The sequence below is a fragment of the Pilimelia anulata genome (genome assembly GCF_014647895.1).
Taxonomy (GTDB): domain Bacteria; phylum Actinomycetota; class Actinomycetes; order Mycobacteriales; family Micromonosporaceae; genus Pilimelia; species Pilimelia anulata.
Map to the genome: position 1 here is coordinate 218,401 of NZ_BMQB01000005.1, position 22,520 is coordinate 240,920.

The window sequence follows — 22,520 nt, forward strand, 5'->3', positions numbered from 1 at the left end:
CGGGAGCGGGTCCGCGACGCGGCGGAAACGCCGCGGGCCGACGGGGCGCCCGGGGGTCGGCGGGCCCCGGCGGCCGGTGGGGCCGCTGTGTCGGCGGTGCCTCCCGGGGCAGCGTGCGCATCGATTTTCGTGCATACGTGGATCGCGAACGAGTCCGAAGTGGAGGGTGGTGGCGGTCCATGATCGAGTCGACTCAGCGTCAGCCTGATCGGTACGCAGAGTGGCGTTCCCGCGGCGCATCAGGGGCCGGCGGCGGGCGCCACGGGGGGTCGTGGCGGCTGGTCGGGCCGTCCACGGCGGCCCCGGGCGGGACACGAGGCGCTTTCCGGTCGGCTACCGCGTGTGACCGACATGTCTCCTTCGCGGTAGTACATGTGCGACCTACGGCGTAGCCGGACCTTCGCTGTTATCGGACCGGTACTCATTACCGGGAAATATGACCTAACGAGCACTGGACACCGCCGGTGGCGCTAGCCACACTCGCCTGTGGTCTAACTCACCCGTTCGATTGATCCGAACGGGCATTTCATGGTGCGAGCCAATTTCATATGGTGTAGCTCCCCGGCGGCGGAGGTGGTCTGTGCGCGACCCCCTAGCGGAACCTTCCGACCTCATCCGCAGCGTCTCCCGTGCGCTGCGGGTCCTTGAGGCGGTCGGTCGTGCGCCCAGAGGGCTGACGGTCAAGCAGATCGCCCGGCGATGCGAACTGACCGTCGCCACCACCTACCACCTCGTCCGCACGCTCGCGTACGAGGGGTACGTCTCCCGGCGGGAGGACGGCACGTACGTGGTCGGCCTGGAGATCGCCGACCGGTTCCGCGAACTGGTGGTCGCGTTCCGCGGCCCGTCCGCGGTCGGCGAGGTGCTGCACCGCGCCGCCGCCGACACCGGCCACAGCCATTACCTCGGCCGCTTCGTCGGCGGCCGGGTCGCGCTCACCGCCGTCGCCGAGGGCGTGCGCTCGCCCCGGCTGGAGGAGTTCGTGCCGGGCTTCGACGACGGCGCTCACGCCACCGCGCTGGGCAAGGCCCTGCTCGCCACGCTCACCTCCGATCAACGCCTGCGGTACCTGAAGGACTGGGGGATGCGTCCGTACACCCCCTCCACGCTCGTGACGCCGGAAGCGTTCGAAGCCGACGTGTCCGCGGGCGAGCGGCGCGGCCTCCAGATGGAGATCGGGCAGTTCCGGGGCGGCGTCGCCACCGCGGCGGTGGTGGTCACCGCCGAGCGGGACCTGGAGCGCCGGCTGGCCGTCGGCTGCGCGCTGCCGGCCGCCGACATGATGGCCTCGGCGCGGATCGTCCGGTCCCGGCTCCAGGCGGTCGCGCGCGCGGTGACCGAGGCGATCGTCGCCGACGCCGCCTGACCCGGCCGGCGGGCGCCGACCGCCGGCACCCGCGGGCCGGCGACCGCGCCCCCGCCCCGGGTTTCCCGGCCACCCCGGCCGGGAAAGATCGGCAAACGTTGATCTCTTGCGGTGGGCCGTCCGGCTGATGAACCGTACGGGCACCCTCCACGTACTCCCTGGCGGATGCGATGGAGGACCGGGGTGTGGCTACCAAGCGCGAGGGGACTGCGCCGGTGACCGGCGACAGCGACGAACGCCTGCGGGCGGTGCAAGTGGAGCACGGCGACGCGCTGTACGCGCACGCGCTCCGGCTCACCCGCGGCGACCGGCAGGGCGCCGAGGACCTGGTCCAGGAGACGTACCTGCGCGCCTGGCGGCACCCCGAGTCGCTGGACCCCGAGCGCGGGTCGGTGCGCGCGTGGCTGTTCACCACCGCGCGCAACCTCGCCATCGACGGCTGGCGGCGCAAGTCCGCCAGGGTCGGCGAGGTGTTCCCCGACACGATGCCCGAGCCCCCGGCGGGCGTGGACGAGACCGAGCGCGCGGTCGAGGCGTGGACGATCGCCGAGGCGCTGCGCCGACTATCCCCGGTACACCGGGAGGTGCTGTTGGAATGCTTCTACCACGGACGTTCGGTGGCTGAGACCGCCGTCCGGCTGGGCGTGCCGTCCGGCACGATCAAGTCGCGCACGCACTACGCGCTGCGCTCGCTGAAGGTGGCATTGGACGAAATGGGGGTGACGCGATGAGGTGCGAGTTCGAGCACAGCGACGCGTCCTACGTCCTCGGGGCCCTTTCGCCGGCCGAGCGGGACGAGTACGAGCACCACCTGGAGGGCTGCCCCGAGTGCCGGGAGGCGGTCGCCGAGATCGCCGTCCTGCCGGGGCTGCTGTCCCGGCTGGACCCGCTGACGGCCGAGGAGCTGCTCGGCGCGGGCCTGCCGACGATCCCCGCCCCGCGGGCGAGCGTCGACCCGCTGCCCCCGGTCGCGGCCCGGCCGGTGTCGCCGCGGCCGCTGGCCCGGCCCGCCGCGACCGCGGTCCGGCGACCGCCGCGCCGCCCGAGGATGCGGTACGTCGTCGGCGGCCTCGCGGCCAGCGGTATCGCGGCGGTCGTCGGCTTCGCCACCCTGTTGCCGCTCGGCGCGCCCGCGCCGGTGGCCGGGCCGACGCCGGCCGCGACCGGCAACGGCCAGCGCAACGGCATCCCCACCGGGGCGGCGCCGCGGCTGGTGCCGATGGTGCCGGTGTCGCGGAGCATCCCGATGAAGGCGGAGATCGGCCTGTCCCGGCACGGGTACGGCACGGCCGTCCGGATGCACTGCCGGTACGCCGACGCCGGCGCCGGCGCGCCGACGTGGACGGTGAGCCTGATCGCGTACGGGCCCAACGACCAGCGCGAGCAGGTCGGCTCCTGGGTCGCCGAGCCGGGCGGGCAGGTGGCGTTCGACGGGGTGACCCGGTTCTCCGGCGACCAGTTGGAGCGGCTGGAGGTCGTCCGGTCGGACACCGGCGAGAAGCTGATCTGGTACGCCGTGCCGCGCTAGACCACCCCGGTCCGCGGGTGCCCCGTTCGCTCCCTACGGGGCACCCGCGGCGGGGGGTGCCGGCCGCTCACCGGCCGGCGGGCACCGCGGCGCGGGTCGCGGGGGCCGGGCGGCGGGCGTGCCGGACGGCGTCGACCGTGAGGATCACCAGCGCCGCCCAGACCAGCGCGAACCCGGCCAGCCGGGCCGGCGGCATCGGCTCGCCGAGGATCAGCACGCCGCCGGCGAGCTGGAGCACCGGGACGATGTACTGCAACGGGCCGAGCACCACGAGCGGCAGCCGGTTCGCCGCGCCCGCGAACAGCAGCAGCGGTACCGCGGTCGCCGCCCCCGACGCGGCCAGCAGCGCGGTCCGGCCGGGGTCGGCGCCGAACTCGGCGGTGCCGTGCCACAGCAGCCAGCCGAGGTACGCGGCGCAGGGCAGGACCAGCACCAGCGTCTCGACCAGCAGGCCGGGCGCGGCGGGCAGCATCAGCCGCTTCTTCACCAGCCCGTACGCGGCGAACGTCACCGCCAGCCCGAGCGCCAGCAGCGGCACCCGGCCGTAGTCGGCGGTCAGCACGGCCACCGCGGCGGCGGCGACGCCGACGGCGAGCCACTGGGCGCGGCGCAGCCGCTCGCGCAGCGCCACCACCCCGAACAACACGGTGACCAGCGGGTTGACGAAGTAGCCCAGGGCGACCTCGACGACCTGCCCGGTCGTCGTGCCGTACGCGAACAGGACCCAGTTGGCGGCGATCAGCGCGGCGGCCAGCGCCACCCCGCCGAGCGCCCGCGGCGCCCGGAGCAGGTCGCCGAGCGCCCGCCGGTCCCGGCCGAGCGCGACGACGGCGGCCAGGACCGGTAGCGCCCAGACCACCCGGTGCGCCAGGATCTCGACCGGGCCGGCGGGCTTGAGCAGGTGGAAGTAGAGCGGGAAGCCGCCCCAGGCCGCGTACGCGCCGACGGCCCGGGCGTACCCGCCACGCGTGTCGTCGGGATCCATGCCGCCGACGCTAGCCGCGGCCGGGCCCGCCCGTCGCCGGCCAATCGGTAAGGACTGGCCTGCGGGTCGTACCTGTCAGTCGCTGTCCCCGCCGTCCGGCACGAACAGGTTGAGCAGCCAGCTCACCACGCCGACGATCAGCGCGCCGAGTACGGCGGCCCAGAAGCCGGACACCTCGAACGGCAGCCCGATCCGGTCGGCGATCCAGCCGGAGAACAGGAACAGCGCGCCGTTGACCAGCAGCGCGACCAGGCCGAGGGTCAGCAGGTAGAACGCGCAGCCGACCGTCTTGATGATCGGTCGGAGCACCGCGTTGACCACACCGAAGATCGCCGCGACGACGACCAGGGTGCCGACCTGCTGCGGTACGGAGTCCGTGGTGATGCTGATGCCGCCGACGAGCAGCGTGGCGATCCACAGCGCGACGGCGCTGATGCCGAGGCGGATGACGAGGCCCATGCCCGTGATCGTGGCACAGCCGGGCCAGCGGCGCCCGCACCCGGGGCGGGTCGGGGCGCGCGGCCGCGTCGCGGCACACCCGACGGGCGGTCAATCCAGCAAGCGGCGCTCGGCCGGCGTCGGCACCAGCGCCGCCCAGCGCAGCGTGCGCCGGCTGACCGCGCCGACCATGTCGGGGCGGATGCGGGTGAGCCAGTCGGCCGCCGTACCCAGGCCGAGGACGCCCCCGACGAGCGCCGCGGCGGCCGGCGGCAGCGGCTGGAGCACGACCAGGTCGGCCAGCGCCAGGGTGGCGCTGTCCACGGCCGCGACCTCGTCCCGGACGATCGCCTGGGCGTGCCAGGCGGCGTCCGCCGGCAGGTCGTGCGCGGCCGGGCCGGCGTCGATCACGGTCAGCAGCGGGTGCAGCGGGTCCGGCGGCAGCGCCGGCAGCGGGGCGCCGGGCAGCGCGACCGTCACCGCCGCCGACCCGGCCGCCCCGGCCAGCGGCGCCCACGCGGCGGCCCGGGTGGTCCGGACGACCACCCGGGCGCCGACCGCCAGCGCCCGCAGCGCGAGCAGCCGCGCCGCGCCGACCCCGCCGACCAGCAGCAGCCGGGTCGGCTCCGGCCGGAACAGCCGGACCGGCACGGGCGCGCCGGCGCGGTCCGCGCCGAGCAGCAGGCCCGCGGCCGGCACGGCCGGGGCCAGTGCCGCCGGGGCCGGCGCGGCGCCGGGCAGCCGCGCCCCGCCCAGCGGCAGGGTCGCCGCGAGCGCCGCCCGCTGCCGGCCGTCCCGGCGGACGGCGTACGTCCGGTGCGCGGTGGCCAGCGCGGCCAGCGCCCGCCCGGCGGCGGCCAGGCCGGTCCGGTCGGCGGCGGCCAGCCGGACCGCGAGGTGCGCCCCGTCGCTCACCGCGACGGTCACCGCCGCGGCCGGCAGCGCCGGCAGCCGGTCGAGCAGCCGGGCGGCGAGCGCCGGGTCGGCCGGGACGCGCAGCCGGTACCCGGCCTGGACCAGCCCGCCGAGCCGCAGCTCGCGCCAGCCCTCGCGGCCGGGCCGGTGCGGGTCGTGCCCGGCCAGCTCGGCCAGGGCCTGCCGCAGCGCCTCCGGGCCCAGCGGCCGGGCGGCCAGCTCGGGGTGCCGGCGGCGCAGCTTGCGCACGGCGGAGGAGAGCGCGCGGCGCAGCTCGCCGTCGGACCAGCCGCCGGCCGGCGCGCGCAGCGCGACCAGCGCCCGGGCCGCGGCGGGCAGCCGGCCGCCGGTCAGCTCCCGGTACGCCGCCGCGCCCGGCCCGCCGCCCGCGGCCGGGACGCAGCCCAGCACGACCTGCCCGCGCAGCGCCGGGCCGTCCGGGCCGCCCAGCGCGGCCAGCTCCGCCGGGGCCGGCAGCCGCAGCGCGGTCGCGCCGAGGACCCGGCCGGGGTCGCCGACGGCCAGCACGGCGGTCAGGCCGTACCCGTCGGCGAGCACCGCCGCGGTCTCGCCGTCCAGCTCGGCGGGGAGGACGCGGCTGCCCGGCGCGGCCAGCGCCAGCGGGACGTCCGGGCCGGGCGGGACGGTGCGCCGGCGGCCCGCGTACTCCGCCCACACGGCCAGCCACTCGTACAGCCAGCGGTGCCGCAGCCGCAGCCAGGCCAGTCCGATCACGACGGCCGCGGCGGCGGTCCCGGCGCCGATCGCCCCGATGCCGTACGGCGCCAGCGCGATCGGCAGCACCACGGCCGCCTGCGCGGCGACGACCTGGCCGACCCGGATGCCGCGGCGGCGGCCGGGCGCCGGGCGGACGGCCGTCGGCGTACTCACGGCCGTCATCGTAGGCGGGCCGATGTGGACGGCGGGCGGGCCGGCGCCGCGCGGGCGGGCCGGGCCGGGCCGCGGGGCCGCGGCGGGGGCGGCGCAGGGGCTAGGTTGTCGGCGGGGAGGGATGCGATGGCGACGCGGCAGGAGCAGCTCGACGCGTACCGGTTCGCCGTCGGGCGGGTCGTCGCCGCGCTGCTGCTGCGCGAGCCCGACCCGGCCCGCTCGCCGCTGCGCCGGGCCGCCGGCGCCGTCCTCGCCGGCCTGCTCGTCGCCGCGCTCGGCGTGGCCGTCGCCGCGGTCGCCGGCGTCGTCGCCGGGGGCGGGCAGCGGGACTGGCGGGCGCCGAACGCCGTCCTGCTGGTGAAGGAGACCGGCGCGCGGTACGTGCACCGCGACGGCCGGCTGTACCCGGTCGCCAACCTCGGCTCGGCGCTGCTGCTCGGCGACGGCGCCGCGCCGCGCCGGGTCGCCGCGGCGACCCTGACCGGCGTGCCGCGCGGCCTGCCGGTCGGCATTCCCGGCGCGCCCGACGCGCTGCCCGCCCGGCGGGCACTGCTCACCGGCCCGTGGGCGGTGTGCGCGCTGCCCGGCGACCGCCCGCGGGCCCTGCTGTACGCCGGCCGCCCGCCCGCCGGCGGCACCCCCGCGGGCGACGGCGGGGTGCTGGTCAGCGCGGGCGGCGCCGAGTACCTGGTCTGGCAGCAGCGCCGGCACCGGCTGCTCCGGCCGGACACCGTCCGGGCCGCGCTCGGCTGGACCGGCGCCCCGGCGGCGGCGGTGCCGGCGGCGTTCGTCAACGCGCTCGGCGCCGGCCCGGACCTCGACGGCCGGCCGCTGCCGGGCACCGGGCGCCCGGTCCGCGCGCTGCGGGGCGCCCGGGTCGGCGACGTGTACCTGGTGCCGGGGCGGGCCGGCGGCGTCGACCAGTACGCCGTCGCCGTGCCCGGCGGCCTCGCGCCGCTGACGCCGGTGCAGGCCAGCCTGCTGCTGGCCGCCGCCGACCGCGGCGACGGGGCGCCCCGGCCGCTCACCCCGGCCGCGTACGCCGCCGCCCCGCGCCGCCCGCCGCTGAGCCCGCCCGGTACGGGGCCGGCCAGCGCGCCGCGGCTTGCCGCCGCGGGGACGCTGTGCGCGCTCGTGCCGGACGAGCGGGGGGCGGCGGAGGTACGGCTGGCGGTACCCGGTGTCGATCCCGCAGCGGGCGTCTCGGCCGGGCCGGGCGGGGTGTCCCGGGTCGTGCTGCCGCCGGGCGGCGGGGTGCTGGCGCGGTCGGCGCCGGCGCCCGGGGTGGACGGCGCGCTGCTGCTGGTGACGGACCTCGGCCGGCGGTACGCCGTGGTGGACGACCGGGCGCAGCGGGCCCTGGGGTACGGCGGGGTGGCCCCGGTGCGGCTGCCGGCGGCGCTGGTCGCGCTGCTGCCGGCGGGTCCGGCGCTGGACCCGGCCGCGGCGGCCCGGACCCTGGCGCCGGGTAGTTGACCGCGCCGCGTGCGCGCGGTCGGTCGGTGGGTTGCACCGCACTGCGCCTCGTGCGTGGTCGGGGTGGCGTGGGTGCGGTAGCGCGGTTGGCGGCGGGTCGCAAGAGGAGTGACGGGAAGGCGACAGTCCGGGGTGACGGGGCCGCGGCGGCGGGGGCGGCGGGCTAGCGTCGGGGTCTCCCGGCGGGCGGTGTGGGCGCCCGCCGTTGGCTGAGCGAGGTGACCACCGTGCCCGACACCCGTGCCGAGGCCGCCGTCCTCGCGGCGACCGCCGACCGGTTCGAGTCCGTCAACGAGGCGTTGCAGACCATGCTGCGCCGGCTCATGTCCGAGCTGGAGACCCTGGAGACCGCCTGGCGCGGGGCCGGCGGGCGCTCGTTCCAGCAGGTCCAGCAGGCGTGGGCGGCCGACCAGGCCGCGCTGGGCCGGGCCCTGACCGAGACCGCGGAGGGGATCCGGTCGGCCGGGGCCCGCTACGTGGCGGCCGACGACGCGGTGGCGGAGCGGGTGGCCGGCAGCCACCGCGGCATCCGGCTGCCGCTGTAGGGGGCGGGGTGTCCGGGGTGCTGGAGGTCCGGTTCGGGGCGTTGCAGGAGGCGTCGGCGCACATCCAGGCGGCGCTGAACACGCTCGATTCGCTGCTCGGCCAGTTGGAGGGCGACGCGGCGCCGCTGGTGGCGACGTGGTCGGGCGCGGCCCGGGCGGCGTACGACGAGCGGCAGCGGGCCTGGCGCACGGCGAGCGAGGACCTGGCCGCGACGCTGCGCGACATCCGGCTGGCGGTGGACGAGTCGGCGGCCGACTACCTGGCGACGGAGCAGCGCAACCGCGCCCTCTTCGAGTGACCCCTTCCGGTCGCCGGCCCTGCCCGGGTCGCTGACCCACCCGGACCTCTGGCCCTACTCGGGTCGCTGACCACCCGGACCTCCGGCCCTACCCGGGGTCAGCGGCCGTTCTCGGGGTCACTGCCCCGCTCGGTTCATTGGCCCTGTTCGGGTTCATGGCCCGGCTCGGGTCGGTGGCCGTACCCGGGGCGGCGGCGGGGAGGGCGGCGGCGGTCGCGGGAGTGGCTGCGGACGAGGGCCGCCAGCACGGCCAGCACCAGGACCACGCCGCCGGCCGCGCCGAGGCGGAGGGCCAGGTCGGCCCGGCCGCCGCGGTACCGGCCCCGGGCCGCCTCGGCCGGATCGACCCGGTGCGGCGGCAGCGTCGCCGGCCCGCCGGGCGCGGCGGGACCGGGGTCGGCCTCGGTGACGGCGCGGTACGGGTTCAGCGCGCCGCGCCCGTACGCCGCCGGGTCGCCCGGCGCCGGGTCGGCCGTCGCGAGGAGCCGGTCGACCACCGCGTCCGCGGTCAGCCGCGGCCACCGCTGCCGGACCAGCGCCGCGGTCGCCGCCGCGTACGGCGCGGCGAAGCTCGGCCCGGTCAGCCGCGCGTACCCGCCCGGCCAGGTCGACAGCACGTCCCGGCCGGGCGCCACGAGGTCGACGCCCGGGCCGGTGCCGTCCCGCTCGCCGGTCGGGCCGGTCGCGCCGACCCCGAGCACGCCCGGGTACGCCGCCGGGTAGTTCCCGCCCGGCCCGCCGGCGGCGGCGACCACGACCACGTCCGCCCGCCGGGCCGCGGCGATCGCCGACCGTACGGCCGGCTCGTCGACCGGCAGGGCCAGGGACAGGTTCAGCACGTCCGCGCCCCGGCGGACCGCCCACCGGATCGCCGCGGCCACCCGCGCCGGCGCCGCGGCCCGCCCGGTCGGCCGCCCGTCGACGGTCCGGCGCTCGCTGACCCGTACGGGAAGGATCCGGGCGCCGGGCGCCAGCCCGCGCAGCGCCGACCGGCGGCCCGGCGCGGCCGCGATCAGCCCGGCCACGCCGGTGCCGTGCCCGGCGCAGTCGCCGGCCCCCGCGCCGCCGCCGAGAAAGTCGCCGCCGGTGAGCAGCGCGTCACGCAACTGCGGGTGCCGGCGGTCCACCCCGGAGTCGAGGACGGCGACGACCACGCCGGTGCCGTCCGCGAACGGCGCGACCCGCTCCGGCGCCAGCGCCCGCTGCGCCCACGACGGCGCATTCGCGCCGGTCAGCGGCGCGGGGTCGGGGCGGCAGGCCGCGGCGGCCGGCGCGGGCGGCGGGACGAGCACGCAGAGGACAGCCGCGAACCCGGCCGCAGCCCGCATCGTCTACCTCCCCGCGGCGTTGTGCTAGCAGTACCGCCGTCGCTGCGGACCGGCGAATTCGCGCCCCGGCGGCGATGCGCGCCCGGCCGGGTTCCGTCAGGATTGCATGTGGACGAATCGGATGGGGACCCCGATCGCCTTGTAAGTTGTACGCGTCGCACGTTCCTTGTGGGTGGAAGGAGGGTGGCCGTGACGGTGTGGGAGCCGGCCACCGAGCCGGAGATCGCCATGCGCGATGCGCTGCGGGCCACCGACCAGGAGCGATATTTTCGCGTCCTCGCCGACGCCGAACTCCTGCTGCCGGTGTCCGACGCGGACGTCAACGGCGACGGCTCGACCGTCGGCTGGGGTACGTGGACCACCGGCGGCCGGACCCACATCCTGGCCTTCACCTCGGACCGCGCCCTGCGCGAATGCCTCGGCGACCACACGGTCGCGGTGCGCCGCCTCGCGTACCGGGAGCTGGCCCGCGACTGGCCCGACGTCGAATGGTGGCTGGCCGTCAACCCCGGCCTGCCGATCGAGGGGTACCTGCCGGCGTGGTTCGTGGCCCAGGTCGCCCGCGGCGACGTCCGGCTGCCGGGCGACGCCGAGCAGGCCGCCGGCCAGGCGGCCCGGCCGGCGCGCGCGAGCGCCCGGGTGCCGGGCTCGCCGCCGCGCCGGGCGGTCGACGCCGCGCGGCAGCCGACCCCGCTGCCCGGCGAGCCGACGCCGCCGGCCCTCCCGGCCGGGGACCACCGCACGGACGGGCCGGCGAACCGGCCGGCGGCGAGCGGCTCCGGTACGGCTCGCGGCGCCGGGGCCGATGCGTCGTCGGGCGGGTCCGGCGGGGCGGTGCGCGGGTCCGGGGCGTCCGGGCGCGCGGGCGGGCGGAACGTGGGGGACCTGCTGGCGGGGGCGCGGGGGATGCGCTCGCGCGGCACGGCGGGTGTCGGCGGCCCGGAGTCGGGTGGTTCGGGGGCGGCGGGCGGCGCGGCTGCGCCGGGCGGCGGGGCAGGCGCTGTTGCGTCCGGCGGCGCCGGGCCGGGTGGATCCGCTACCGGCGGGCGCGCGTCGGATGCCGACCCCGCCGCGGGTGCCCATGACCAGGGACGGGCCGGCGGGTCGGCGGCGCGGCGGCCGCTTCCGTCGCGTACCCCGAGCCCGCGGCCGCACTCCGGCTTCGGGGGCGCCGCCGCTGAGTACGGGTCGGCGAGTGATCCGTCCGGGCTGGACCGCCCGGGCGACGGCGGCGCGGGTACCGGCGGTCGGGGCGGTACGTACGCGACGGGCGGTGGCTCGCCGAGCTACTCCCACGACGCGCGGGCGGGCGGCGGGTACGACGCCGGGGTGAACCCGGCCGGCCCGGACCGGGGTCGGCCGGCCGGCGCGGGGGAGCACGGCGGGACCGCGGCGGCCCGGCCCGGGGCCGTCGACGCGGACGGCCGGTCCTTCTCGGACGGCCGGTCTTTCCCGGACAGCCGATCGTTCCCCGATGGCCGATCGTTCCCGGATGGCCGGCCGGCCGGCGGTCGTGCTGCGGGCGGCGGTACCGCGGGTGGGGGCGGTGCCGCGGGTGGTGGCGGTATCGGCGATCAGGCCGCGGGCGCTGGTGGTGCCGGCGGCGTTGGCGCAGGTGAAGGGGCTGCGGGCGGCGCCGGCGGGCGCGGGTCGGCGGCGGGTGCCGCGGCCTACCGCGGCTCCGGTGCGGACACTTCCGCGCACGGTCCCTTCCCGCGGCGAGGGGGCTCGGGTGGCGCCGCGCCCGTCGGTACCGGGGAGGGTTCTGCCACCGCCGGTGCGGGCGACGCCGGTCCGGGCGGGGCGCGCTCCCGCGATGCGGGTGGCGCGACGGGCAGCGGCGGTACCTCGGGCAGCGGCGCGTCCGGGCGGGCGGCGGCGGGTGGCGGATTCCCCGGCAGCGCCCCCGCCGGGCGCTCCGGCGGCGCGGCTCCGGGCGGCCGGAGCGCGGGCCAGAATTGGCCGGACCCGGGGCAGAGCCGGGCGGATGCGGGGCAGAGCAGGCAGGACGCGGGGCAGAGCCGGGCGGACGCCGGGCAGAATCGGCCGGACACAGCGGGGCAGAGTCGGTCGGATGCGGCGGCGGGGCGGCCCGCCTCGGGTACGCCGCTGTCGCGGCGCCAGGCGCTGCTGGGTGGCGAGAAGGCGCGGCTGGTCCGGCCGGTGTCGACGAGCGGGACCGGCGGCCCCGGGCTCGCCGGCCGCGGCGACCAGCCGGGCTGGCTGGCCAGGCAGCAGCGCCTGGCCGGCGCCGGCGGTCCGGCCGACCCCGCCCGCGGCGGCGCCGACCGCCGTGCCCGCCGCCCGGCCGACCCCGACGGCACCGGACAAGCAGCGGACCGGCCCTCGCCGGAAGATCCCCTGTCCCCCGGCACCGCACCGGGAACCGCACCCCGGTCCGAGGGGGCCCCGTCCGGCGGGTTCCTGACCGGGGGTGCGGAGCAGCGCGGATCCGGCCGCTCCGGGAGCGCGAACCTGCCGCGGCGCGGCGCGGCGGAGCCACCGAGCGGATACGCCGCGGGCGGTGCGGCGACCAGCAGTGCGGCGACCAGCAGTGCAGCGATCAGCGGTGCAACGGCCAGTGGTGCGGCAGCCAGTGGTGCGGCGGCCGGCGGCGTCGCGGCCAGCGGTACGCCGGCCGCTCCCGGGCCGGGTGGTTCGGCGTCCGGCGGCTCCGCGCGCGCCGGATACCCGGCCACCGGGGACGCTCCCGCGGCCGAGGACAGCGCCCGGCCGGGCCACCGGCCGCCCGCGCGACCCGGGTACCTGTCGCCCTCGACCCCGCCGGCCCGACCGGACGCCGGGGGCCGCCGGCCCGACCCCGACGCCCCGACCGGCCGAGCCGCCGGCCCGGAGGCCGGACCCGGTCGAGCGCCGGCCCGGACGGCGTCCGAGCACCGGGGCGAGCCGCATCCGTTGGCCGGCTACGCGGCGGGCGACGTGCCGCGCGGGCGCCCCGCCCCGGACTCCCCTGGCGTCGGGGCGTCGGACCGCGCGACCCCGCCACCTCCCGCCGCGGACCCGGACGCCCCGCCCGGCAACCTGGTCGAGCGCTCGCTGGCCGCCGCGCTGGCCACGGGCGAGACCGACCGGTACGTCTCCACCCTGCTGCTCGCGACCGTCTGGCTGCCCGGCTCCCCGGCGACCGCCGGGGGCGCCCTGCCCGGCGGGGAGGGGTTCCGGTGGCCGACGGTACGGGTGGACGGCCGCGAGGCCATCGCCGTGTACACGGCCGCCCACCGCGCGGGCGGGGACCCCCCGCCGGTGGCCCTGCGCTTCCTCAACCTGCTCACGGCCTGGCCGAGCCCGGACCGCGCCTGCGCGGTGAACCCCGGTACCAGCCTCGGCTGGACCATCCCCGGCAGCCAGCTCATCGCGCTCGCCACCTGGGCCCGCAAGGCCGGCCTGGAACCCCCGAACACCACCCCGGTACCGACCCAGCGCCCCGAGCCCACCCCGCCGCCCGCGGACCCCGACCACCTCGCCGCCCGACGGCCCGACCCCCCGCCCTTCGCCAGCCCGACGAGGCCAGAGCACACCCCGCCCGCCGGCACGACCAGGCCGACCCCCGGCACACCCGCCCCGACCGCACCGGACCCGAGTACACCGGCCCCGAACCCGCCGGACTCGAACGCACCGCATCTGAGTGCACCGCATCTGAGTGCACCGGATTTGAGCGCACCGGACCTGAGCGCGCCGGACCTGGCAGCGCCGGCATCTGTAGCCCGTCCGGGCGCGCTCGATCCGACCGCGGCGCATTCGGCTCTGCCGGACTCGGCGGTGTCGGTTTCAGCGGTGCCGGAGTCGGCAGCGTCGGTCGCACCACCGGAGCCGTCGGTGGGGGGCCCGACCCCGGCGACCGGCGATCCGGCCCTCCCCGCGTTCGACCCGGTGGACGTCGACGCCACCACCGCACCGCCGGCAGCCGCGACCAGCACTCCGCGGAGCGGGACCGCCGACCTGCCGCCGGCCGACCCGGCGACCACCCCCGACGGCGATGCGCCCCGCCCGGCCGACGCCGCAGCAGCCAACCCCACAGCCAGGGACACCCTCGCCCGCCCGGAACCGGAGGGCGAGGCCCGGTTCGAGGGCGACCGGGCTGACCGGACTCCCACGGACCCCGCAGCCTCCGCAACCGCGGATACGGCTGCGCAGAAGGCGGATACGGCTGGGCGGAATGTCGCCGCCGACGGGGACGCTGACGCCGCGGACGGGCAGGTCGTCGCCGACACCGGGTCGGACATCAGCAGCGCGTTCGCCGCGCTGCGCGAGGAGCTGACGGCCGAGATCGACCGCGCGTTCCGCCGCCCCCGCAAGAGCGCGCCCCCGCCGACCCCCGCCGCCGAGCAGGGGGACGAACACCACCCGGCCACCCCCCAGCCGGGTGCACCCCACCCGGGCGCGTCGCCATCGGCGGCACCGCCATCAGCCGTACCGTCAGCGGCCGCACTGCCAGCGCCCGCGGCGGCCCCCGGCGACAGTGCGGTCCGCGGCGACTCGGTCGGCGTCGATGCGGACGAGGCAGTCGGCGAGCAACTTACGGCAACCGCGGCCGAACCCGGCTCGCTGGACATCGACCCGCTCGCCGACGATCCACCCGCCCCCGACCTGTCCTCGACCGGGCCCCACCCGGCCGCGGACGGCCCCGCCACACCGGACACCCCGGCGACACCGGACATCCCGGCCACACTGGACGCACCCGCGCCGGACGCCCCGGAGACACCCGCGCCGGACGTACCCGAGTTGGCCACACCCACGCCGGACATCCCCGAGCTGCCCGCGTCCGCGCCGCTCGACCACGCCGACGCAGTCGATTCGGCCCCCGCCCCGGCTGACCCGGCAACCGGCGATGCGCCGGACCCCCGGGTCGCGACCGGCATCGGTACCACCGAGCCCGGCCACGCCCCCGACGCGGCCGCCGAGCAGCCGATTCACGGCTCGGACGTCACGCCCGCGAGTGGGATGCCCGGTCAGGCCGCCCCGCTCGACGAGCCCGCTCATGCCCCGTCCGACGAGCCCCCTCACGCTCCGTCGAGCGGGTCGGCGGAGCCCACCGGCCGGGAGCACGACGCCCCCTCGTCCGGGAACGCCGACCCGGCGGCCAGCCCGCCGCACGCCGACCCGGCACCGTCCGACCCGGCACCGTCCGACCCGGCACCGTCCGACCCGGCAGCGTTCGATCCGGCACCGTCCGATCCGGCATCCTTCGACCCGGCCGCATCCGGATCGTCCGCCCCCGACCCGGCCCCCGACCCGACGGCACCCGCGCCGGACGTTCACCACCTCGCCGTCGGCGAACCCGCGGCCGCACCGACCACCATCGACCCCGCCGACCCGGCGGCCACCCCCACCGAGCACCCCATCGGCGCCGCGGGCACCACCGAGGCACCCGCCGCCGACGACACCACCGCACCGGCACCCGAGAGCGAGGCGGCGGCCACCGACGACACCGCGCTCCCGTCCACCGGCACCACCCACCCGTCCCGCCCGGCCGGCGACACCGCCCGCCCGGACGTCGAGCCGGATCCGGATCCCGAGGTGGAGCGGCCGGTCACCCGCAGCCCCGTACTGCAGAAGGTCATCCGCCCCGACCAGCTCGCCTACTACCTGGACCGCGGCTACGACCGCGTCTCGGGCTTCGTCCAGCGCGCCGACGACGTCGCCCACCTGCACACGCCGGGCTCGCTGATCTTCGCCCTCGGCCTCGGGTACGCCGGCAGCCCCTTCACGAACGAGACCCCCTACCTGCACGTCCTCCGCTGGGTGGCGCACTGCCCGGACCTGTACCGGGTCCCGTACGGCGGCCGCGACGAGGAGGACATGCGGGAGGTGCACGGCTGGGTGATCGAGCGGGAGCCGTTCCGCGGCAACGGCTTCGCCCCCGGCGCCAGCCGGGAGAGCATCGCCGAGCTGAAGGTGGACAGCGTGCGCCTGCCGCACGGCGCGCAGTTGTGGCGGGTGGGCGCCGACGGGGCGCAGCAGCTCGTCGCGGTCCTGGACGCCGACCGGGCGCGCTGGCGCCGGGTCGAGGAGGTGTGATGCGCGACGGCTACGTGGCCCGGTGGCGCGGCGACGAGTACGAGGCGAGCCCGGACGGCAGCGAGGTCCGCATCTACCGCGGCGACGCGGCGGACGGCTTCGCCGAGGTGGGCCCGGGCCGGTACCGGCGGGTGGTGCCGGCGGTGGAGGTGACCGACCTGTCGTACGTCCGGACGGTCTGCACCTGGCGCGACGCCCCGTTCCTGGTCCTCGGCGCGCACGAGGGCTGGCTCCGCCTGGAGTACACCGGCGGCCGCCGCCCGGTCGCGCAGGAGTTGAACCTGGAGGAGTTCGACTTCGGCGTCTACCAGGGCTGGGCCCCCGCCCACGAGGTGGCCGACCTCCACGAGACCCGCACGTAGGGCCCGGGTCAGTCGGCGTACCGGTACCAGCGGCGGTGGTCGAGCACGTCGTTGGGGCGGATCGGCCACGGCCCGATCCGCCCGTTCCGCCCGGTGTGCCGCCCCTGCGTCCGCTCGGGGTACGTCCGGACCCCGTACCGCTCCTGCCACTGCGACCACACCCGGTCCAGGAAGCAGTGGTGCAGCCAGAACAGCGGGTCGTTCGGCGAGACCCCCGACCCCATGTGCCCGGCCAGCGCGTCGTGCACCCGGTTGTGCGGCCCGTCCTCGAGCCGGTCGGTGAAGTCCGCGAACGACGCCGGCCGCTGGATCGACCGCGGGATCAGCCCCGGCCGCAGCCGCCGCCGCAGCGTCGCGCTGCCGAGCTGCCCCCGGACCACCATCGGCCACGTCGCCGTCGAGAAGAACACGCTGTCGTTGGGCGTCCGGTCGTCGGCCGGGCCGAGGAACGCGTCGTCGAAGACGTCCGCGCCGGCGTCGCCGTCGCGCAGCCAGTTCCACCAGGGGACGCTGACGTCCGGGTCGATGGTCTGCAACGCCTTCTCGAAGTCCAGCAGGAACTGCCGGTGCCACGGCAGGAACGACCACGACCCGTGCGCGTGCGTGGCGACCGCGCCGTCCACCCCGCGGAAGTACCGGTCGTGCGTGCGGACGAACTCGTCGTAGATGCTGATGCTGTTGCCCGCCCGGCGGACCCGCTTCAGCGTCAGCACCGCGTCCACGAACGCGGCCCGGTCGCGGCTGGACAGGTCGGCCTGGTCGTACCGGATGACGGTCATCGTGTCCTCAGTGCTCGTGCGCCGGCAGCGGCAGCAGCGGCAGGCCGTCCAGCCGCTCGACGGCCAGCCGGGCGGCGGCGGTGACGGTCGGGCGTGGATCGTAGTGGCAGACGCTGCTCACCCACCCGCCCTTGACGTACGGCATGAGGTGCAGCTCGACGCCGTCGATGAACGCCTTCTCCAGCGTCCGGCCGACCGCGTCGGCGTACCGGGCGACGACGAGCACCCGGCCCAGCAGCCGGGACACCTCGCCGGTCACCGCGCGCAGCCCGGCCGCCCGCAGGTCCGGCAGGCGGATCGTCGCGGCCTCGCCGCGGGTGGCCCGCTCCAACCCGAAGGTCCCGGTGCCCACCGTCAGCGCCCCGGCGACGCCGTAGCGCAGCATGTGTCGTCGTGTGAGTGCAGCCATGATCCTCCGATGTTCCGCAGGTGCAGCGTACGGAGTGATCTGCCCGGTTACGCCAGGCTTCGGGTGGAACGTCGCCCGGGTGGGGGACGGAAGAACAGTCCTTAGTGGTCGATCACTTGATCCATCTGAGGATTTCGCCGAGCACGTGGTCCGGGCGTTCCAGGTGCGGGAAGTGGCCGACGCCGTCGAGCGAGCGCCACTCGTACGGCCCGCTCACGTACCGCCCGGAGCCCTGCGCGGTCCGCGGCAGGATCGCGGTGTCGGCACCGCCGTGCAGTTGCAGCGTCGGGACGGCGGTGGGGCGCTGCATGAGCTTCACGAACCGGTACCCGTGCAGCCGCAGCACCGACCGGAACGACCACCGGTACCCCTCGAGCGCGCAGAACGCCGCCTGCGGGATCCGCATCGCCTCCCGGCACCGCGCGGCGTAGTCCGCGAAGTCCGGCCCGGCCACCCAGTCCGCGCCGCCCCACCGGGCGAGCAGCTCGCCGACCAGCGCGGCGTCGTCGCGGGTGAGCGCGTGCTCGTACCGCGGGATCTGGAACCGCAGGGTGAGGGCCGCCGCGGCGCCCTGCCCGCGCGGGTCGACCACGAGCGCGGTGCGCAGGCGCAGCGGGTGGGCCGCCCCGAGCACCACGAGCCGGCGGACCATCGCCGGGTGGAAGGAGGCGGCCGTCCAGCCGACCATGCCGCCGAAGCCGGCCCCGACCAGGGCCGCGGTGCGCTCGCCGAGGGCGCGGATCAGGCCGGTGACGTCCGCGGCGAGGGTGTAGCCGTCGTACCCGCGCGGCGGCTTGTCGGTGCCGCCGTACCCGCGCATGTCCACCGCCACGGCCCGGTACCCGGCGTCGGCGAGGGCGGGCAGCAGCCGGTGCCAGGCGTACCAGAACTCGGGGAACCCGTGCAGCAGCAGCACCAGCGGCCCGCTGCCGGCCTCGACGACGTGGAACCGGCTGCCGTTGGCCGACACGAACCGGTGCGCCCACGGCCCGTCGACCAGGACGCACGAGTCGTCGGCCGGCACGCGCATGGCAACAGGGTACGGGGTACCGGCACGGGGTGCCGACGACCGCGCGCGGCCGCCCGCGGGCGCGGCAGTTCGGCGGGGGTGCTCAGGTGGCGCGGGTGCGGGCGCGGCGGCGCAGCAGCAGCGCGCCCGCGCCCGCCGCCAGCACCGACCCGACCAGGACCGCCAGCTTGAGCCGCTCGGCCCGCCCGTCCCCGCCGAACGCCAGCTCCGTGACCAGCAGGCTCACCGTGAACCCGCACCCGGTCAGCACGCTCACCGCCGCGAGGTCCCGCCAGCCGACCCGCGCCGGCAGCGCCGCCACCCCCGCCCGGACGGCCAGCGCCGCCGCCCCCAGTACCCCGACCGCCTTGCCCACGACCAGCCCCGCGACCACCGCGAGGGCCAGCCGGTCGCCGGCCAGCCCGGCGAGCGCGCCCCCGCCGACGGCCACCCCCGCGGCGAAGAACGCGAACACCGGTACGGCCACCCCCGCCGACACCGGCTGCAACCGGCGGATCAGGGCGTCCACCGGCGCCGCCCGCTCGCCGTGCCGGGCGGTGGCCCGGCTGGCCAGCCCGAGCAGCACGCCGGCGACGGTCGCGTGCACCCCGGACGCGTGCACGCACGCCCACGCCGCGACCCCCACCGGCAGGTATATCCACCACGCCCGTACCCCGGCCCGCTGCAACCCCGCCCAGGCGGCGACGGCGGCGAGCCCGGCGGCCAGCGGCGCGAGCGCGAGCTGCCCGGTGAACAGGACGGCGATCAGCACGATCGCGCCCAGGTCGTCGACGATGGCGAGGGTGAGCAGGAACAGCCGCAGGTTCGCCGGCAGGTCCCGGGCAGCCAGCGCGAGGACGGCCAGCGCGAACGCGATGTCCGTCGCGGTGGGGATGGCCCAGCCGGCCCCGGCGCCCGGCGCCCCGGCGGCGACGGCGAGGAACACCAGCGCGGGCACGACCATCCCGCCGACCGCCGCGACGATCGGCAGCGCCGCGGTGCGCGGCCGGCGCAGCTCGCCGGTGACCAGCTCCTTCTTCAGCTCCAGCCCGGCGACGAGGAAGAACAGCGTGAGCAGCCCGTCGGTCGCCCAGCCGTGCACGGTGAGGTCGAGGTGCAGCGCCGCCGGGCCGATCCGGGTGGCGGCGAGGTCCCGGTACGCGGGGGCCAGGGGCGAGTTGGCGACGGCGAGGGCGGCGGCGGTCGCGCCCAGCAGGACCAGGCCGCCGACCTGCTCGGTCCGCAGGATGCGGGCGACCCCGCCGGCGGCCCGCCCGGCCCGGCGCCGCAGCGGCCCCCGCCGGCCGGCCCCGCCGACCGCCGGCCCGTCATCGGCGCCGCGGGTGGCGTCGGGAGCGGTTCCCGGACCGGGGGCCGGTGCGACGTCGGGGTCGGGGTCGGGGCGCCGGTGGCGGTCGGTGGCGCGGGGGCCCGGCGGGCGGCGGTGCGGCTGCGGCAACGGGGCCTCCGGTGGGCGGGCCGGGCGCGCCGGCTCCTCGTCCCCGCCGGCGGCGCCGGCGGGCGCCGACCAGACTTCCCGGCACACCGCCACCCACCCTACGCACCGCCGCCCGGCCCCGCCGCGTGATCACGCAGGGTGACCGGGGCGGGAACCGGGGACTGAACCGGCGCGTCTGATCCCACGTTGAACACAGCAACGCGCCACCCCGGCGGCCCGGTCTCGGTGAGGGGTGACCGGGTCCGCCGGGGTGGCGCGGAGGGGTGCCGCGGGTACTAGGAGAACTGCACCTTGACGCTGCTGCCGGTCTCCTCCAGCACCTTGATCTTCACGCCGGCCTTCGGGAGCTTGATGCCGTGGTTCGGCAGCTCCGCGAACCAGTACTGCTGGGTGTCGTCGAACAGCGGCTGGGCCGGCTTCCGACGCAGCAGGCTGGGCTGGCCGTTGACGTGGACCGTGAACGACTGCGTCGCCCGCAGGCCGAACGGCGCGTCGTAGAGCTGGACCCGGGCCCGCCACGGCGCGCCGGTGAGGTTCAGCATCGGCTCCGGGTGCGCGTCGATGTAGCCGAAGCGCACCTCACCCGGGTGGTCGGACACGTTGTTGTCCGCCTGGGACGTGTCCATGTACCCGATGAGCAGACCCGTCTGGTACGAGTAGTGGTCCACGAAGTCGGGCCGGTCCGGGTAGCCGTAGAAGTACGGGCCCCACTTGAGGTACTTGTCGTACTTCAGGTAGGTCCGGTTCCCGGCGATGTAGAAGTTGTCGTAGTACTCGGTGATGTTCGATCCGACGATCTTGAAGCCGCCGAGCGTCCACGTGCTGTCGCCGCCCTCGGCGCCGTCGGTGTGCACCACCTGGCCGTCGGCCGCGACGGAGATCTCGTCCACGAACAGGCCGCCCAGGTTCAGGCCGCCGTCGCTGACCGTGTGCAGCCGCACCTCGACCTTCTGGCCGGCGTACCCGGCGAGCGGCACGGCCAGGTCGGCCCACGTCGCGCTGGTACCGGTGAACCGCGGCCGGCCCAGGCTGTCCTTGGTGAACGGCTTGCCGCCGACGGTGCCGTCCAGCGGCGCCCAGTTCTTGCCGTCCGTGGACGCCTCGACGTACGCGTAGTCGCAGCACTCCTCGATCGCGAACCGGACCTTCGCGTTCAGCGTCGCCGACCGCTTGCCGGTCAGGTCGAACGCGCGGGTCAGCTTCGTGTCCAGGTTGTCGGCATTGCCGGACCAGTACTGCTTCGCCCCGGCGGCCGGCGCCCCGTACTCGCGGGTGACCGCCTTCTTCGGCAGCACCACGATCGCGGCCTGCGGCTTGTCCGACTGGTACTCCTGCGGGCCCAGCTCCAGCGTGCGGCTCTGCCCGGCCTTGACGATCTCGTAGTCCAGCCAGCCGAGCTGCAGCTTCTGCCAGGAGCCCAGGTCGCCCGGCTTGGTGCCGACGACGCCGTTCTCCTCGTTCAGCCGGCTCTGCGCCATCAGCGTCCAGTGCTCGCTGCTGTTGTCGCCGCGCCCGGTGGTGTCGTAGTCGTCCGGCAGGCCGAGGTCGTGGCCGTACTCGTGGGCGAAGACGCTGAGGCCGCCGTTCTCCGGCTGCATCGTGTAGTCGCCGACCCAGAGGCCGGTGTCGCCGATCTGGGAGCCGCCGCGCAGGTTGAAGTCCGGCCCGGTCACGCCGCCCTGGTCGTTGAACGCGTACCAGCGGTGGCTCCAGATGGCGTCCTCACCCTGCTGCGGGTCGGCGTCGGCCTCGTCGCCGCCGGCGTGGACGATCTGGAAGTGGTCCAGGTACCCGTCGGACTCGTTGAAGTTGCCGTCGTGGTCGTAGTCGTACCGGTCCCACGTGTCGAAGTCGGCGAGGTCCTTGCGGATCTCCTCGGTGGTCCGGCCCTTGGCCTTCTGGTCGGCGACCCACTGGTTCGCCGCGTCCTTGATCAGCTCCCACGTGGTGGGGCAGATGTGGTCGTTGCAGACCTTCTCGTTGTCGCCGTTGGCGTCGTTCGGGTCGTCCGAGGAGCGGCCGTACCGGGCCTCGTTGTACTTGACCCTGACCCAGTCGGTGACGGTCCCGTCGACGCTGTACCGGCCGGACGACTGCGACTCGTAGTACGTCCGGACCGACTCGACGTCCTTGCCCTTGCCGAAGTACAACTGCCGGTAGTGCTCCGGCGAGTAGTCCTTCTGCCAGATCGTCGTGTTGTCCTTGGACCGGTCCGGCTGCGGGATCTTGTTGACCAGCGGGCCCTCGAACGTCGCCGGGCCGGGTACCGCCGGCACCTCGTCCCGGTCCGGGAAGTCGGGGTGCCGCTCGTTGCCGAACTCCGCCAGGATCACGAAGATCTTGTCGGTCTTCTCGCGCTGCAACTCGACGTACTGGTCGACCTTGGCCTTGCCGCGGGCGATCCCGTTGGCCGGCGCGTCCGTCGAGCCGACCTTCGCCACCACGCTGCCGTTGACCGTCTTCGGCTTGAGCCGCCCGCTCAGGACATCGGCGACGGCGGATTCGCGCAGTGCGCGGCGCTTCTCCTCGTATGGATTCTTCAGCTCATCGTGATGAGCGTCGGTCGCGTCGGGGTGGGCCACGGGCGCACCAGACGGTGCGGCGACCGCCGCCGCGGGAGTGAGCGTGGTGCCCATCCCGGTGGCGAGGGCCACTCCGAGCAACCCGATCAGGGCCTTGCGCACGGACAACC

17 protein-coding genes are annotated in these 22,520 nt (G+C 77.3%); 8 read left to right on the plus strand and 9 right to left on the minus strand.

What is annotated here, in order from left to right; translation table 11 throughout:
- Positions 1-580 precede the first annotated feature (580 nt).
- The 3 genes from IEY94_RS13270 to IEY94_RS13280 all read left to right on the plus strand — a co-directional run bounded on the left by IEY94_RS13270 (position 581) and on the right by IEY94_RS13280 (position 2,894).
- Positions 581-1,366: an IclR family transcriptional regulator gene (locus IEY94_RS13270; RefSeq protein ID WP_189170454.1), complete on the plus strand. Its 786-nt coding sequence runs from the start codon at positions 581-583 to the stop codon at positions 1,364-1,366.
- Between the two features lie 185 nt (positions 1,367-1,551).
- Positions 1,552-2,097 carry a sigma-70 family RNA polymerase sigma factor gene (locus tag IEY94_RS13275; protein ID WP_268244838.1) on the plus strand — a complete coding sequence of 182 codons (546 nt, stop codon included), beginning with the start codon at positions 1,552-1,554 and terminating at the stop codon, positions 2,095-2,097.
- Positions 2,094-2,894, plus strand: a complete 801-nt coding sequence (locus IEY94_RS13280) for a zf-HC2 domain-containing protein (protein ID WP_189170456.1) — start codon at positions 2,094-2,096, stop codon at positions 2,892-2,894. Before IEY94_RS13275 ends, IEY94_RS13280 begins: the two co-directional genes overlap by 4 nt.
- Positions 2,895-2,961: 67 nt before the next feature.
- On the opposite strand, the gene rarD is transcribed toward IEY94_RS13280, so the two are convergent.
- The 3 genes from rarD to IEY94_RS13295 form a co-directional block, all read right to left on the minus strand.
- Positions 2,962-3,879: an EamA family transporter RarD gene (gene rarD / locus IEY94_RS13285; protein ID WP_189170457.1), complete on the minus strand. Its 918-nt coding sequence runs from the start codon at positions 3,877-3,879 to the stop codon at positions 2,962-2,964.
- Positions 3,880-3,954: 75 nt separating this feature from the next.
- Complete coding sequence (locus IEY94_RS13290; RefSeq protein WP_189170458.1) at positions 3,955-4,338, minus strand: phage holin family protein; 384 nt, start codon at positions 4,336-4,338, stop codon at positions 3,955-3,957.
- Positions 4,339-4,428: 90 nt separating this feature from the next.
- Complete coding sequence (locus IEY94_RS13295; protein ID WP_189170459.1) at positions 4,429-6,123, minus strand: type VII secretion protein EccE; 1,695 nt, start codon at positions 6,121-6,123, stop codon at positions 4,429-4,431.
- 126 nt (positions 6,124-6,249) lie between these two features.
- On the opposite strand from IEY94_RS13295, the gene eccB reads away from it, so the two are divergent.
- The 3 genes from eccB (at position 6,250) to IEY94_RS13310 (ending at position 8,443) form a co-directional block, all read left to right on the plus strand.
- Positions 6,250-7,599 carry a type VII secretion protein EccB gene (eccB, locus tag IEY94_RS13300; protein ID WP_189170460.1) on the plus strand — a complete coding sequence of 450 codons (1,350 nt, stop codon included), beginning with the start codon at positions 6,250-6,252 and terminating at the stop codon, positions 7,597-7,599.
- A 227-nt stretch (positions 7,600-7,826) separates the two neighbouring features.
- A complete protein-coding gene (locus IEY94_RS13305; protein ID WP_189170461.1) occupies positions 7,827-8,144 on the plus strand; it encodes a WXG100 family type VII secretion target in 318 nt (105 codons plus the stop codon).
- An 8-nt stretch (positions 8,145-8,152) separates the two neighbouring features.
- Complete coding sequence (locus IEY94_RS13310) at positions 8,153-8,443, plus strand: WXG100 family type VII secretion target (RefSeq protein WP_189170462.1); 291 nt, start codon at positions 8,153-8,155, stop codon at positions 8,441-8,443.
- Positions 8,444-8,577: 134 nt separating this feature from the next.
- Here IEY94_RS13310 and IEY94_RS13315 read toward each other — a convergent pair whose 3' ends face one another.
- Positions 8,578-9,771, minus strand: coding sequence for a S8 family serine peptidase (locus tag IEY94_RS13315; protein ID WP_189170463.1), 1,194 nt, complete (start codon positions 9,769-9,771; stop codon positions 8,578-8,580).
- Between the two features lie 189 nt (positions 9,772-9,960).
- On the opposite strand from IEY94_RS13315, the gene IEY94_RS24310 reads away from it, so the two are divergent.
- Together IEY94_RS24310 and IEY94_RS13325 are read left to right on the plus strand one after the other, a co-directional pair.
- Complete coding sequence (locus IEY94_RS24310; RefSeq protein WP_189170464.1) at positions 9,961-15,810, plus strand: SseB family protein; 5,850 nt, start codon at positions 9,961-9,963, stop codon at positions 15,808-15,810.
- Positions 15,807-16,172, plus strand: a complete 366-nt coding sequence (locus tag IEY94_RS13325) for a UCP033725 family protein (RefSeq protein WP_189170465.1) — start codon at positions 15,807-15,809, stop codon at positions 16,170-16,172. The genes IEY94_RS24310 and IEY94_RS13325 overlap by 4 nt, the downstream gene beginning before the upstream one ends.
- 8 nt (positions 16,173-16,180) lie before the next feature.
- On the opposite strand, the gene IEY94_RS13330 is transcribed toward IEY94_RS13325, so the two are convergent.
- The 5 genes from IEY94_RS13330 to IEY94_RS13350 all read right to left on the minus strand — a co-directional run bounded on the left by IEY94_RS13330 (position 16,181) and on the right by IEY94_RS13350 (position 22,497).
- Positions 16,181-16,951: a tyrosinase family protein gene (locus IEY94_RS13330; protein WP_189170466.1), complete on the minus strand. Its 771-nt coding sequence runs from the start codon at positions 16,949-16,951 to the stop codon at positions 16,181-16,183.
- Positions 16,952-16,958: 7 nt separating this feature from the next.
- Positions 16,959-17,360, minus strand: coding sequence for a tyrosinase family oxidase copper chaperone (locus IEY94_RS23530; protein ID WP_229783804.1), 402 nt, complete (start codon positions 17,358-17,360; stop codon positions 16,959-16,961).
- Between the two features lie 112 nt (positions 17,361-17,472).
- Positions 17,473-18,390, minus strand: a complete 918-nt coding sequence (locus tag IEY94_RS13340) for an alpha/beta fold hydrolase (protein WP_189170467.1) — start codon at positions 18,388-18,390, stop codon at positions 17,473-17,475.
- Positions 18,391-18,472: 82 nt separating this feature from the next.
- Entirely contained in the window at positions 18,473-19,828 is a 1,356-nt protein-coding gene (gene nhaA / locus IEY94_RS13345; protein ID WP_229783805.1) for a Na+/H+ antiporter NhaA, read from the minus strand.
- 275 nt (positions 19,829-20,103) lie between these two features.
- Positions 20,104-22,497, minus strand: a complete 2,394-nt coding sequence (locus tag IEY94_RS13350; RefSeq protein ID WP_189170648.1) for an immune inhibitor A domain-containing protein — start codon at positions 22,495-22,497, stop codon at positions 20,104-20,106.
- Positions 22,498-22,520: the final 23 nt, after the last annotated feature.